Genomic DNA, 13,532 nt, shown 5'->3' with positions numbered 1-13,532 from the left:
ACGCAAGGAAGCCTCGATGCCATGGCTAAAACTGCTGCACATCGCCGCGCTGGTCATTTGGTGCGGCGCTCTTCTTTATTTGCCTGCACTTTTATTACAGGCGCTTCAGCTACGTAAAGATGCGGGCTTCGCTCAGGGCACGCCGCCCATGCCGCGTTTTTTTTATAACTCCATTGCTACCCCGGCGGCACTCGCTGCGATTGCCTCAGGCACGCTGCTATTTCTGTTACATGGCCTGTTAGGCGGCTGGTTGATCTTAAAGCTGGGGGCCGTGGTGTTAATGGTAGCTGCCCACGGCTGTTTTGGCTGGCTTATCCTGCGCCTGGAAATGGGAATTTTTAAAGGGGTGAAGGCAGCCAGCCTGTGTGCGCTGCTGCTGGCGCTGGTGGGCATCTTTGGCGTGCTAGGGTTTGTGCTCTCTAAACCGCTGGAGTGGAGCTAGCTCAATGGCCAATGTCCTATTACGGGCTGCCATTGAGCCGCTCGGGTTACTATTCTACTTCAACGCCCACCGCGTGCTCGTACACCAGTTGGCCACCGAGCCACCCGGCCAGCGCAATCAAGCCGGCCGTTACCAGCGAGATGGCCAACCCCCACGGCAGCACCGCACTGGGCTCAGTGAAACGCAGCAGCCAGTTCAGCGACGCCAGAGAGAGCATGACCACAGCCACAATGGCGTGGCTCCAGCCAGTAATCAGTCGACGGATGCGTGCTACCGAGACCAAGTCAATAATGCCTGCCACCGACGCAATCCAGCCGCCAAACGCGCCAACACCCGCCAGCCAAAGCCCGCCGCGCAACCAAAACGTATCTTGGGTATACCAGTAGGCGATATCGCAAGCGACCAGTGCCATCAGCGCCGCTACCGGGAAGTGAATCATTACCGGATGGAGTGGATGGCCAGCCAGCGACGCGCGGCTTTTGATCGAGCGTTGGGGAGTAGGTGTCATCGTCACTTCCTGTGGTTAGACAAAGCGAAACAGTCGGATAGATCAACTGCACTTCAGGGAAAACGCTAATGAGGGAACGCAATAGCGCTACGTCCACCGTCACTCCGTATGTATCGCCGCGATGGACCCGACGAGTCGCCTGTCTGTTGGGGCCTGCCCTGGTAATAAGTTTGGCAGGCTGTGCAGGCGACAGTTCTATCTTAGACCCTGCAGGGCCCGCCGCGCGAGACGTTCGGTTAATTTGGTGGGTAATGCTGGGCTTTGCCACCATCGTGCTGATTGGTGTCACCGTGGTTTGGCTGTACGCCTTCAAACCGCGCAACGTCGAGCGTACATCCGCCCAAGAGCGCCGTATCGCGCGGCGCTGGATTATTGGTGGAGGCCTTGTGTTGCCGATCACCAGTGTGACTGCGCTGTTGATGTTTGGGGTGCCCGCTGGGCAACGCATGCTGCCGCTCCCGCTAGGCGAGCCGCCTGAAGTGATTGAAGTGATCGGCCACCAATGGTGGTGGGAAGTGCGCTACCCAGGCGCCGAAGGCGGCGAAGTCGTCACCGCTAACCAGCTCGTCATGCCCGCCGGGGAGCCGGTGGATTTTCATGTGAGCGGCGCGGATGTCATTCACGCGTTTTGGGTGCCGCGCCTGGGCGGCAAAATCGACATGCTGCCAGGAAGGGTGAATAAAATCCGCCTGGAAGCCGATGAGCCCGCCGTATTTGGTGCCCAGTGTGCCGAGCTGTGCGGGGTGGGCCATGCCCATATGCATTTGTACGTCGAAGCCGTGCCTCGTGAAGCATTCGATGCATGGCTGGCAGCTCGCCAAGACGCAGAACTAAGCGAATTAGCGACCCAAGATTCAGCCCACGATAGCGCAAGAGAGGCCTTTGCGACCCACTGCGCGAGCTGCCATCGAGTGGCTGGCGTCAGCCAGGGCGATGTAGGGCCGAACCTCTCGGATATCGGTAGCCGCACGATGCTGGGTGCCGGTGTGATGGCCATGGAAGAGGGCGCGGTGAGCCAGTGGCTGCAGCAGCACCAAACGCTGAAGCCGGGCAATAAAATGCCCGCCCACGACGATATTGATAAGGACACCTTGGATGCCCTGGGTGCTTGGCTGGAGACCTTGACCCCATGAAGAGCGTGAATCAAGAGGCGGTAGAGCAGGACCCGCAGCAACTACACGAAGACCTACATGACATTTGGGGCAACCCGAAAGGGCTAAAGGCCCTCACCATCGTGAACCATACAACGCTCGGTCTGCGTTTTATGATCACCGGGATGGTGTTTTTCCTGATTGGCGGCATTCTCGCCATGCTAGTGCGCACCCAACTGGCGATGCCCGACCAGGACTTTATGTCGCCGGAGATCTATAACCAGGTCACCACCATGCACGGCACGGTGATGATGTTCCTGTTCGCCATCCCTATGCTGGAGGGGCTGGCGATTTACCTGATCCCTAAAATGATTGGTGCCCGTGACTTGGTGTGCCCACGGCTAACGTCGCTGGGTTATTTCTGCTACCTGTTTGGCGGGATCATCCTCACCTCCAGCCTAATTATTGAGATGGCGCCTTCAAGCGGCTGGTTTATGTACACGCCGCTGAGCAGTAAAGAGTTTGCCCCGGATTTGGGCTCCGATTTTTGGCTGCTGGGCATTACCTTTGTGGAGATATCAGCGCTCTCGGCGGGAGTGGAGCTGGTGGTGTCTATCTTACGCACCCGCACCCAGGGCATGGCGCTGCATAAGATGCCGCTGTTTGCGTGGTATATCCTCGCCATGGCGCTAATGATCGTGGTGGGTTTCCCACCGCTGATACTCGGCAGCGTGCTGCTGGAGCTTGAACGGGCGGTAGGCATGCCGTTTTTCCAAATTGCGGGCGGCGGCGACCCGGTACTCTGGCAGCATCTGTTCTGGCTGTTTGGCCACCCAGAGGTGTACATCATCTTTCTGCCTGCTGCCGGGATTATTTCGACGCTGATTCCCGTGTTTGCCGGGCGGCCCATCGTGGGATACGGCTGGGTAGTGGCAGCGATCACCATTATGGGCTTTATCAGCTTTGGGCTATGGGTTCACCACATGTTCACCATTGGCATTCCGCAGCTGGCCCAGGCGTTTTTCTCGGCGGCCAGTATGCTAGTGGCCGTGCCCACGGCGATTCAGGTGTTTGTCTGGATAGCCACGCTCTGGCTTGGCAAACCCAAAATGAAGCTGCCCATGCTGTGGGTGATGGGCTTTTTAATTATCTTTGTGTGTGGTGGGTTAACCGGCGTCATGCTGGCGCTGGTGCCGTTTAACTGGCAGGTGCACGACACCCACTTTGTAGTGGCTCACATGCACTACGTGCTGGTGGGGGGCATGTTCTTCCCGCTGATCGCCGGGCTTTACTATTGGTTGCCGCTCTTCTCCGGGCGAATGCCCTCCGAAAACCTGGGGCGCTGGGGGTTTTGGCTTACTTTCCTGGGCTTTAACGGCACCTTCTTGATCATGCACTGGACCGGGCTGCTCGGTATGCCCCGGCGGATTTACACCTATGAAGCAGGGTCGGGCTGGGAGATTTTTAACCTGCTCTCGTCGATCAGCAGCTTTGTGCTCTCGGCAGGGATTGCCATGGTGCTGCTGGATATCGCGCTGCACTTTCGGTTTGGCAAGCCTGCCAAGCATAACCCCTGGAATGCCGATACGCTGGAGTGGGCCAACACCATGCCGCCCAGCGCCTATAACTTTGTCAGCCTTCCCAATGTCGAAACCCGCCACCCGTTGTGGGATGACCCAAATCTGCCTCATACCATGGCCGAGGGTAAGCACTCGTTGGCGGTGGCTTCCCACGGCAGAAGGGAGATGTGGGGCACCGATCCAATTTCAGGCAAGGTGCGCGAGATTATCCACCTGCCCGGTAACTCCTGGTGGCCGCTGTTTGCCGCTGCCGCGCTGGCGGTGGTGTGCCTGAGCCTGCTGACCAAGGTGTACGCGTTGGCAGGCGTGTTCGTGATGATTGCCGGTATCTTTCTGCTGCGCTGGTCCTGGGAGAACGGTGCCCACCCCAAGGCGGCACCGGATGCAGGCGTCAAACCCGGCGACCCACCGCTTCACTCGCGCACCATGGATGGCCCCGGCCTCTGGGCGATGGGTGTTTTTCTGATCGCCAACGGATCGTTTTATCTCTCTTACCTGTTTGGCTGGTTCTACCTCTGGACCGTTTCACCCGAATGGCAGATGCCAGAGACGCCGCCGCTATCGCTCATATTAATGGGTGCAGCTGGCGTAGCGGTTTTAGCCGGTTGTGGTGTGATGGAAAAGCTGGTACGTGGGCTGCGCCAGCAGCGTGACGCCGGGCTAGGTGCAGGCTTCTATTTAGCCGCTGCGTTAGGCGCACTACAAGTGGGGCTAACGGGCTGGGCGCTGTGGCAAGCCGAGCTTGCTCCCACGCAAACCTCCCACGATGCGGTGATGCTGGTCGGCCTTGTCTACGCTCTGTTCCACGGCGGTTTAGCGGTCGTCTTGACCGTGCTTCAAGGCCTGCGTGTGGGCTATGGCTATGTGGGCGCTCATGCTCCCTTCGAGCCGGGCGTAGTAGCCCTGCTATGGCGCTATAACGTGGTCACCTTTGGGCTGCTCATAGGGGCGCTAGCGGTGCTGCCCCGCGTGTTAGGAGGGTAGGGCGATGGAACGACTTAACTTTACCCACCCTATCCATTTGATAGTGGGGCTAACGCTTTGGAGCGTTTGGTTTGTGGCCGTTTATAGCGGCCTATCGGTGGCCTGTGCGGTAAATCCACCGCCGCCGGAGGCAAGATCACTCACGCTACTCAACGCAGGTCTGGGCGGTTTTACCCTTCTCTGTGCTGCTGGGCTTGTGCTGTTGGCCTGGGGGTGCTGCCGCACAGCCAAGCAGCATCAGGGGCGTCAGCGCTTTCATGCCGTGGTATCCGGTTGGCTCTACTTGTTTTCTGCCTTTGGCGTGGCGTTTGCGGGGCTACCCATCATTGGCGTGCCGCCTTGTCTGTAACCGTGAACAGTGACTCGCCTGCTAATGACGACGCACCGCTCTATACGCTTCATGGCATGTGGTGCACCAGCTGTGCGCTGGCGGTAGAGGGCGCGCTAGCTCGCGTACCGGGCGTCGCTCAGGCCAGCGTTCATTACCCTACTGCAACGGTATGGGTAAACGGCGCTCCCGCAGCAACCCAGTTGGCGGTGCTAGCCCCCGTGGTGAAGCGGCTGGGCTATCGGCTAAGCGAGTTAGAGCCAGTGCAAGATGCCCAACAGCGCTTAGCCCAAGAGAGCCGCTATCTCACGCTGCGCCTGATTGTAGGTGCGGTGTTGGGTATGTGGACCATGCTGGCGTCGCTGCTGATCTACGTGGGCGCGTTGCCCAATGCCACCATAGAGCTGGTCGTCGCTTGGGTGTCCGGTGCCTTTTCACTGCCCGTCGTGCTCTATTCCGGCCTGCCGTTTTACCGAGCGGGGTGGCGCACGCTATTGGCCCGACGTCCCGGCATGGATGTATTGGTAAGCCTGGGTGTGTTTGGCGCCATGGCGGTATCGGTAGGGCTGCTGCTGCGCGGCTCTTCAGAGGTCTATTTTGATACTGCGGTGATGCTGATTGTGCTGCTTCTAGTGGGCCGACTGGTCGAAACCCTGTGCAGGCAGCAGGGGCTCAAAGCCTTTGATGCACTAAGGCTGCCGGAGGATGACGTGGTGGTTTGCCAAGGCGAGCAGCGCGACACGCAGCCCGTTGGGGAAGTCTCCATAGGAGCCGTGATTGAAGTGCCCCCCGGTGAGCAGGTGCCTCTGGATGGACTGCTGGAAACGCCCGGCTGGCTGGATACCGCCACGCTCACTGGGGAAAGCGTGCCCCGTTACCTGCATGCTGGGCAGCGCGTCTATGCGGGCTGCCGCTATGCGGCGAGGCTAAACGCTGCGCCTTTGAAGGTGACTGTGACGGCCACCGTCGGCCAGCGGCGGGTGGATAAACTGTGCGAGCAAATGCGCCGCGCCCAGGCAAAAAAGGGCGAATTGCACAAGCTGGCCGACCGCTTTGCCTCATGGCTAAGCCCCGTAGCGCTGCTGCTGGCTGTGCTGACACTCCCACTCGGGCTGCTATTGGGCCTTGGTCTAGAAGACGCTGCTGTGCGTGCGCTGTCTGTTTTGGTGGTGGCTTGCCCCTGCGCGGTGGGGCTGGCGGTTCCGCTGGCAAGCCTTGCCGGTAGCAGCCAAGCGTTACAACAGGGCATTGCGCTTCGCGACCCTGCTGCTTTTGAAACCCTGGCGAAAGTACGCGGTATTGCCTTCGATAAAACCGGTACGCTCACCCGTGGGCAGCATCAGGTAGTGCATGCCGCGCTGCGCCAAGGCGAAGATCTCACGATGTTTCAGGCGATGCTGCACAACGCCGTTAGCCAAAGCGAACACCCGCTAGCCAGCGGTTTGCTGGACTGGGCGAACAAGGCTGAAACAGCAACGCCGCCCAAAGCGCTTCATAAAGTATTTCATAACGTACTTCATCTTGAGGAGCATCCCGGCAAAGGCCAGCAAGTAACGTTTCAAAACGGAGAGCAGTGGTGGTTAGGTAGCGCCGCATGGATAGAGCAGCAGCTTGGCGCGCCCTTGCCAGATAACGCCCAACACCCTGACTACGCCTTTGCTTCACAGGTGGTAGTGGCCAACAGCCGCGGTTGGCTCGCCACGCTTTACTGTGCCGACCAGCCGGTAAGCGATGCGAAAGCGAGCCTTGCCGAACTACAGCGCTCAGGGTACATCGTGGCGCTGATCAGCGGCGACCGTCAGGGGCCGGTGGGCTGGCTTGGCCAGCAGGTAGGGTTAGCAAAAACCGCCTGCTACGCCCAGCGTTCGCCGGAAGCCAAAGCGGCACTGCTCAAAGCCTTGCCGTCGCCCACGCTCTATGTGGGCGACGGGGTGAACGATACCTTAAGCCTTGCTGAAGCCGGGGTAGGCGTCGCTCCCATGCAAGCCAGCGAAGCCGCCCGCAACGGAGCGGCCGCACAGCTGCTTTGGCCTGGGGTGAGCGGTATCGTAAGGCTATTGGCACTGGCTAAGCGCACCCGCCGAGTCATGGTGCAAAACCTAGTGTTTTCGGCGCTTTACAACACGCTGGCGCTTGGGCTGGTGACCATGATGGCGGTCCCGCCCTTGGCCGCCGTGCTGGCGATGGCAGCAAGCTCGCTCAGCGTGACGTTAAATACAGCGCGCCTTGCGTGGGCAGAGCCTGACGAGGCTAGCGATAGCCCAATGCCTGCCCTAAGCGCTCAGCGTTCGATGCCACCCACTGCGGGTCAATCGCGCCCCACTGCTTAATGGTGTAATGGCCAATGTTGTGGCGCTCGCCGTCGCCTTTTTCAAACACACACTCAATATCTAGCTCGCCGAGCGACGCGATGGTGTCCTGGGCGGTGCGCCTCGGCATGCCGGTGGCTTCCATCAACGCGGGTACGCTGGCCACGCCTTGCTCAATCAAGTGGGCCACGTAAAGGCGGCGGTAAAAGCTGGATTTTGTTTTGCTGAGCGACATGGAGAGGGCGTCTTCTTAGTGATGGGTATTCCAGCAGTCTAATCAAATAAATCCCCCTGTGCCCGGGGCGGGCGAAAATCACGGGTATTCAGCCCCTGCTCGGTGCGTGGCTGCATGTTCCACTGGCGGCTAGCACGCTGAAACCGCTGGGCGATTAAGTCAGCGAATACTCCCTCACCGCGAAAGCGCTTACCAAAGGCAGCATCGTAGGTTTTACCGCCCCGACACTGGCGCATCAAACTCATTACCTTAGCGGCGCGCTCGGGGTAGTGGGCTTCTAGCCACGCTTCAAACAGCGGCGCGACCTCGTGGGGTAGCCTTAGCAGCATCCAGTTCGCGGTGCGCGCCCCGGCACGACTGGCGGCTTCCAGAATGCGTTCAATTTCGTGGTCGGTCAGGCCTGGAATAATCGGCGATACCAGCGTGCCCACCGGTATTCCCGCCGTGTTTAGCTCACGAATCACTTTCAGGCGCGCCTGGGGCGATGCCGTGCGGGGTTCCAGCGTGCGCTTTAGGTTAGCGTCTAGGCTGGTCAAACTCACGAACACCCGCACCAAGCGATGCTCTGCCATTTCTGCTAGTAGATCTATATCCCGCAAAATCAGCGTGCTTTTCGTCACTAGCGTCACCGGGTGGCGGCAAGCCAACAGCAATTCCAGCAAGCGGCGGGTGGTTTGGTAGGTGGCCTCTAGCGGCTGGTAACAGTCGGTATTGCCGGAGAGGTTAATGGGTCTGCAAACGTAGTGGGGGTGGCAAAGCTCCTCTTTTAAATGCTCCACCAGCCCGTGGCGGGCGATCAGTTTGGTTTCAAAATCCAGCCCCGGCGATAAATCCCAATAGGCGTGGGAGGGCCGCGCATAGCAGTAGACACAGCCATGCTCACAGCCGCGATACGGGTTAAGCGAACGATCAAAAGGTAAATCTGGAGAGTTGTTCCAAGAGAGCGCGCTTTTACTGGCTTCCTCGCGCACTTCTGTTGCCAGCGAGGTGGTGGCCTCCTCTTGCCACCAGCCGTCATCCTCCGCCACGCTGCGGGTAGGGGCGAAGCGGTTATGTGGGTCGTAGGTTGCACCACGCCCTTTATGCACGGTAGTGCGGGAAGGGTCAAACGCCGCCATCTGCCACCTCGTAAGATATGTCGCTGTATATGTTTAAACATACAGTATATGGCGTATGAAAGAGGGTGCAAGCACGACGCTGCTAGCTCATGCTGAGCTAAAATGCTTCGTGCCAGTACTGTAGTGTCGTTTCTGATACCACGCCATGCTGCGTACCAATCTCAATAACCGCTTGCTGGAGCGCGCGGGCCAAAGTTGGTTGGTGGCATAACGCTAACGACCGAATCATGCGCGTAATACGCAGATGGTTGTGGCCCCCAGCTTTCAACCAGATATGGGTTTGTATCGATAGCGTTGGCTGAGCGGTGATGATGTTGCCATCCCGTGTTAGCCCCAAAAAATTTAACATTACATCCAGTGAGCGTTGCTGGTGGTGGCGTAAGCGCTCGTCATTCGCAAAAGCTGCTTGCACTGCAGGCGTTAAGAGCGGCGCAAAGCTATTAAAACGGCTCGCTTCTGGAATAGGAAACAGCCACTGAATATAGTCGTGGGTATGCTCTAGCCAAAACGGCGAGAGCGCCCAGATATCTTCAAGTAAACGCCCTTTATGATCGGGGGATTCACCGCGATAAAACGCGAGTAAGCGGGTATCGTTATCCATTATGTCTCCCCATTAACGTTTCAGCGTGGCCATGCAGCGCCAATCCGAGCGCAGGCAGTTTTCGTACAAATCCTCAGTGTGTCTCGTAGGTGAGCGTTGTGTCCTGGTAGTGCGCTAGTACCTGCTCAGCACTCTTTTTTAATGCCTCACGCCACGTGGCAGGGGCGGTGACTTTCACATTGGCGCCCATGCCCATCAGCCACCAGAGGGTTTGTTGGTCATCCGGCACTTGGGCGGTTAACCGGTACCAGTTACTGTCGGGGAGGGCTTCAATGGTTTGCGTCTCAGAAAGCGGTGTTTCCTGCAGCAACCACGCCACAGGTTTCGCGATCTCCGCTTCCAGCGTCACATCGCTCGGCCCTTGCCGATAACCAAACGCGCCGCCCTGAATGTAGCGGTCAATATCAAAATCAGGCTGTGCCTGCCAGGGGTGCTGGCTGAGTGTGGCTTGTTTAATGCGATGCAGGGCAAACTGGCGCAAATCCTCAAATCCGTTTACATGGGCCAGTAAATAGGTCGCGCTATGGCGGCTGACGATGCCTTGCGGATGAAGCGTGAACGGCTTTTCTGTTTCGCTGGAGCGCGACAGGTAGACGACATCAACTGCCTTCTGCTCAAGCAAGGCTTCAGAAATAGTTTGCCAAGTGGACTCATCTATTTCAGCCGGAATCAGCGCTTTACCGTTGGGAATGGCGCGTACTTTTCGCGCCCATTGGCTAAGCCCGTTGGCGTTCATTTCATCCAATAACCGCCGTGCATCGGTAAAGTGGGGCGATAACTGCCCGACCACCACTGGGGGTAAGAGCCCTTTTAAATACTCTTCCGCTAGCACCAGCGTTAAGGCGCTGGGTACATCCAGTGCCGGTAGCTGGCACTGAAAATCACGATCAAAATACCAGCGGTAAGGCTTCTGGCTATCGTCGCAGCCAATCGGAAACTGAGTGGAGAGCTTCTGGCTAAGGTCACGCTGTAGGGAGCGAGTGTCGATCTTAAAACCACGCTCGGCAAGCTTCTCCTTTAGCACAGGGGTCGCGATACGCCCAGGAAAGCGGGGAATCAGCTGCAGCATGGTTAAATAACGAAAGAGCGTGTCGCGTGCATCAGACATAATAAGCCAACCTTGGCCACTGTGATAAAGATGAAGAGTTTACCGAACCTCACAAAACTTAGCGACTCTCTCGGGTAACTCATGGGTCGCTTTGGTGATGAGGTGGGCGCGATGGCGCCAGAGCATGGCAACTCGCACATCGGGTTGCGCATTGGGCAAGTGCCACCAAAGCTCGGCAGGGTGAGTATCTGCCGTCACTTCGAGCGATGTGTCAGGGTGCCCCTCCAACCAGCGATACACCTCCATTGCATTGCGGCCCACGCACACCGGGAACAGCGGTGCATCAACCGGTAGCGCAACACCTAACGCCAGCAGCAGCGTGTTCACTTCATGGTCGCACGCCAGGTGCCAACGATGCCGGCTAGCCACCAAGGGGGCGGTAAGATGGCCTGCCACACAGTGCCAAATCAGATGCGCCTGTAAATAGAGGCGCGATTCCTCTGTGAGTGTGGCGCTATAGCGTGGGCAAAAATAGAGAAACTTACCATCGGTGCTGGCGCTACCGAAATGTTGATCAGTAATAGGAGACAACATTAAGAACTGGCTAAAAAAGCTCATAACAGGCAGCGTTTCGGCCCATGTGTCGCGATCCGCCTGCCACTTCACAAGCTCCTGCCGAGCGCAATCATCAGTAAGTAAACAATCGGGCATCATCACCATCACTTTTACTCTTTTTGATGTTAGAGGCATACGTTATGGTGGTGATGCGACAACTAATGTCGCGTTATTTTTGAATATGCATACTTAGGCGTTATGTGTGCCGCATGGGGGCTAAAGTGCTGCCGGAGCGCTGGCTAGTGACGTTAGCGTGGCGAGAAAAAATAGACCAGATGGCAAGGCAGCTATACACCCTAAAAGCATAATGGTGAATAAGGAATGCCACGATTAGTCAAGACCACCATCGAGATTGACAAGTGGAAGCATCAGGGGCGCCAACAAGCGGCACGATGGCTGGGGTAGAGATATGGCGTGATTGGGTGATCTGAGGACGCGTATTACCTAAGCAGATGCCAGACATCACACCTTTGCGTAGAATACTAGGCAAGTTAGCTTAGCTTGATTAAGCCCAAGAGTGGCAAAGTAGCCACCGCAATCTGACAGGGAGGTAGAATGGTCACGGTTTATCCACGTCTAAGCGACGCTGAGTTAGAAGCATTGCCTTCCCGTACTGAGGCGAGTATTTACCGCAATGCCTATGAAATTGCCTGCTGGCTAAAAGAGCGTCACGACGCTGTCGCAGAGCCAGGGGAGTACCTGCCCAGCAGCCAAAAAGCAGTGGCTGTTTACACGTGGAAAAGGCCCCAAGACCAATGGCCGCTGTTACAGAGAGCAATTGCCGAACTGGAGCAAGACGGCTTGCAACCGCAGGATATTTTACCGCTTACCCCCTTTAAGGTGGCTAACAGCCAAGTGTTGCAAGCGCAGCGCTCCAAAAACAAAAACTACAGTACAACGAGCGTATGTTTAATGTTGCAGCGGTAAAAGGGCTGGAAGCACCAGTGGTGAGCTTGGTCGACATGAATACCAGTGTTTGGGCTGCGAACCCGAAGGTGGAGTATTTAGGAGCGTCTCAGGAGCGGGTGAACGTGTTAGTGTTTATTTCTGCACAGGATTTTAAATGAGCATCACCGCCTACCACGCAAAATATTATGCCTACGAGTTAACCAAACGCCATGCTGATAGGGGTGTTGATCGCCTATCGCAGTCTCTGTTTGATGCCAGTGTGGATTTAAACCCACACCAAATTGAAGCGGCGCTGTTTGCTATGCGTAACCCGCTACAACAAGGTGTACTGCTGGCTGATGAAGTAGGGTTAGGTAAAACCATTGAGGCCGCCTTGGTAGTTTGCCAGCTATGGGCGGAGCGTCGTCGCCGTATTTTGATAATTGCACCCGCCAGCTTGCGTAAGCAATGGGCACAAGAGCTGTATGAGAAATTCGCAGTCCCCACCAAAGTAGTGGATGCGGCTGTATTGCGCCAAGAGGCAGTCGGAAATGTGTTGCAGACGCTCGAATACATAACGCGTAGCAACATTGTGATTATGTCGTATCATTTTGCGACTCGACTGGAAGAAGAGCTGCGCGGTATTCCATGGGATCTAGTCGTATTGGATGAGGCCCACAAACTGCGCAATGCCCATCGTCCAAGCAACCGTATTGGACAAGCATTACGCCGCGCCCTGGAAGGGCGTAAAAAGCTATTGTTGACCGCCACGCCGCTGCAAAACTCGCTGATGGAGCTTTACGGGCTATCCACCCTGATTGATGAGCACCTGTTTGGCGACGATAAAGCCTTCCGTAAGCAGTTTGTGAATAATGATGCAAACCTGCCGGAATTGCGCGAAAGGATAAAACACTTTACCCACCGCACATTGCGTAAAGATGTGTTGGAATATGTGCAATACACACAGCGCAAAGCCCTTACCCAACCCTTTGAGCCAACTGATGACGAGCAAGCAGTTTACGATGCTGTCTCAGCCTTTTTGCAGCGTGAGCACTCTTTTGCTTTGCCGAAAAGTCAGCGCCATCTGACAGGTCTGATTCTGCGTAAATTACTTGCCTCTAGTACTCCAGCCATTATGGGAACCCTTGGCAGTATTTATCAACGTCTGGAACAGCAGCTTAAGGAGATGCATGAAAATTTAGTCTCAGTGTCTAATGGCTCCAGCTGGTGGTACACCCTGGCGGATGAAGAAGACTTGGAAAGCGATACGCTTGAAGCATTAGAAGAGCAAACTCAAGAGAGCGCGTCGGCAGCAATAGCAGCAGATACTAATAACCCCACCAATTTAACGCGTGCCCTAGAAGAAGAAATGGCTGAACTAGGGGGCATTATTGAGCAAGCAAGTAATCTGAATGACCACACTAAAGCCAGCGCCTTGCTTTCTGCTTTAACCCTTGGCTTTGAGAACATCCTGAATCCGTGAAGCCGGCGCCGACACTTTCCCTATCACCGCCAGCGAGCACTTTTTGATCATTCGCCCCGTGCAAGTTGGCTTTCGCAAGCCCGTTATTGCCAAAACCCACCGTGCTGATCGGTGCTGACGGCCCGTTTTGTCATGCCTTTCCACCCGCCAGGCACGACATATCTGGCGATCGCGTGTCGCTTGGAACTGCTTGTGGATAGAGTGTCGCCGATTGACGGTCAGCATGGCGTTCCTCGTGGATAACGCAGTCGGCTCCGCAGCGTCTTGAGCACCGTCATGCGCCCGATATCCTGCCCGAAGTC

General features: G+C 56.7%; 14 protein-coding genes. 8 read left to right on the top strand and 6 right to left on the bottom strand.

Annotated features, from left to right (window positions below; translation table 11 throughout):
* The first annotated feature begins 16 nt into the window (after nt 1–16).
* Nucleotides 17–442, top strand: a complete 426-nt coding sequence (locus L1249_RS11730) for a CopD family protein (protein ID WP_044630638.1) — start codon at nt 17–19, stop codon at nt 440–442.
* Between the two features lie 49 nt (nt 443–491).
* On the opposite strand, the gene L1249_RS11725 is transcribed toward L1249_RS11730, so the two are convergent.
* Complete coding sequence (locus L1249_RS11725; RefSeq protein ID WP_062360241.1) at nt 492–950, bottom strand: DUF2231 domain-containing protein; 459 nt, start codon at nt 948–950, stop codon at nt 492–494.
* 68 nt (nt 951–1,018) lie between these two features.
* Here L1249_RS11725 and coxB point away from each other — a divergent pair, with 68 nt between their 5' ends.
* From coxB to L1249_RS11705, 4 genes are read left to right on the top strand one after another with little or no spacing between them, the layout of a single operon-like run.
* Entirely contained in the window at nt 1,019–2,083 is a 1,065-nt protein-coding gene (coxB, locus tag L1249_RS11720; RefSeq protein WP_230834767.1) for a cytochrome c oxidase subunit II, read from the top strand.
* The gene (gene ctaD / locus L1249_RS11715; protein ID WP_230834768.1) at nt 2,080–4,605 is read left to right on the top strand and encodes a cytochrome c oxidase subunit I; all 2,526 of its coding nucleotides are present in this window, start codon (nt 2,080–2,082) and stop codon (nt 4,603–4,605) included. The genes coxB and ctaD overlap by 4 nt, the downstream gene beginning before the upstream one ends.
* Before the next feature lie 4 nt (nt 4,606–4,609).
* Nucleotides 4,610–4,954 (top strand): hypothetical protein, encoded by a 345-nt coding sequence (locus L1249_RS11710; RefSeq protein WP_054641095.1) that lies wholly within the window; start codon nt 4,610–4,612, stop codon nt 4,952–4,954.
* A 56-nt stretch (nt 4,955–5,010) separates the two neighbouring features.
* Complete coding sequence (locus L1249_RS11705) at nt 5,011–7,263, top strand: heavy metal translocating P-type ATPase (RefSeq protein ID WP_235253607.1); 2,253 nt, start codon at nt 5,011–5,013, stop codon at nt 7,261–7,263.
* On the opposite strand, the gene L1249_RS11700 is transcribed toward L1249_RS11705, so the two are convergent.
* The 5 genes from L1249_RS11700 to L1249_RS11680 form a co-directional block, all read right to left on the bottom strand.
* Nucleotides 7,184–7,477 (bottom strand): winged helix-turn-helix domain-containing protein, encoded by a 294-nt coding sequence (locus L1249_RS11700; RefSeq protein WP_054641096.1) that lies wholly within the window; start codon nt 7,475–7,477, stop codon nt 7,184–7,186. The genes L1249_RS11705 and L1249_RS11700 overlap by 80 nt on opposite strands.
* A gap of 38 nt (nt 7,478–7,515) precedes the next feature.
* Complete coding sequence (locus L1249_RS11695; protein WP_054641097.1) at nt 7,516–8,595, bottom strand: PA0069 family radical SAM protein; 1,080 nt, start codon at nt 8,593–8,595, stop codon at nt 7,516–7,518.
* A gap of 97 nt (nt 8,596–8,692) precedes the next feature.
* Nucleotides 8,693–9,196, bottom strand: coding sequence for an opioid growth factor receptor-related protein (locus tag L1249_RS11690; protein WP_062360251.1), 504 nt, complete (start codon nt 9,194–9,196; stop codon nt 8,693–8,695).
* A 73-nt stretch (nt 9,197–9,269) separates the two neighbouring features.
* Nucleotides 9,270–10,304: a helix-turn-helix transcriptional regulator gene (locus tag L1249_RS11685; RefSeq protein ID WP_172514361.1), complete on the bottom strand. Its 1,035-nt coding sequence runs from the start codon at nt 10,302–10,304 to the stop codon at nt 9,270–9,272.
* A 39-nt stretch (nt 10,305–10,343) separates the two neighbouring features.
* Nucleotides 10,344–10,964 (bottom strand): DUF2201 family putative metallopeptidase, encoded by a 621-nt coding sequence (locus L1249_RS11680; RefSeq protein WP_054641098.1) that lies wholly within the window; start codon nt 10,962–10,964, stop codon nt 10,344–10,346.
* Between the two features lie 450 nt (nt 10,965–11,414).
* Between L1249_RS11680 and L1249_RS11675 the strand changes: the two genes are divergently transcribed.
* Genes L1249_RS11675 through L1249_RS11665 form a run of 3 tightly spaced genes read left to right on the top strand, consistent with a single transcriptional unit; the run spans nt 11,415 to nt 13,230 of the window.
* The gene (locus L1249_RS11675; RefSeq protein ID WP_054641099.1) at nt 11,415–11,786 is read left to right on the top strand and encodes a hypothetical protein; all 372 of its coding nucleotides are present in this window, start codon (nt 11,415–11,417) and stop codon (nt 11,784–11,786) included.
* Nucleotides 11,765–11,926, top strand: a complete 162-nt coding sequence (locus tag L1249_RS11670; RefSeq protein ID WP_172416070.1) for a hypothetical protein — start codon at nt 11,765–11,767, stop codon at nt 11,924–11,926. The genes L1249_RS11675 and L1249_RS11670 overlap by 22 nt, the downstream gene beginning before the upstream one ends.
* Complete coding sequence (locus L1249_RS11665) at nt 11,923–13,230, top strand: DEAD/DEAH box helicase (protein WP_230834769.1); 1,308 nt, start codon at nt 11,923–11,925, stop codon at nt 13,228–13,230. Before L1249_RS11670 ends, L1249_RS11665 begins: the two co-directional genes overlap by 4 nt.
* The last annotated feature ends 302 nt before the right edge of the window (nt 13,231–13,532 follow it).

The organism is Halomonas sp. Cn5-12 (assembly GCF_021532545.1).
Lineage (GTDB): Bacteria > Pseudomonadota > Gammaproteobacteria > Pseudomonadales > Halomonadaceae > Vreelandella > Vreelandella aquamarina.
This window is presented reverse-complemented; position numbering and strand designations above follow the sequence as displayed.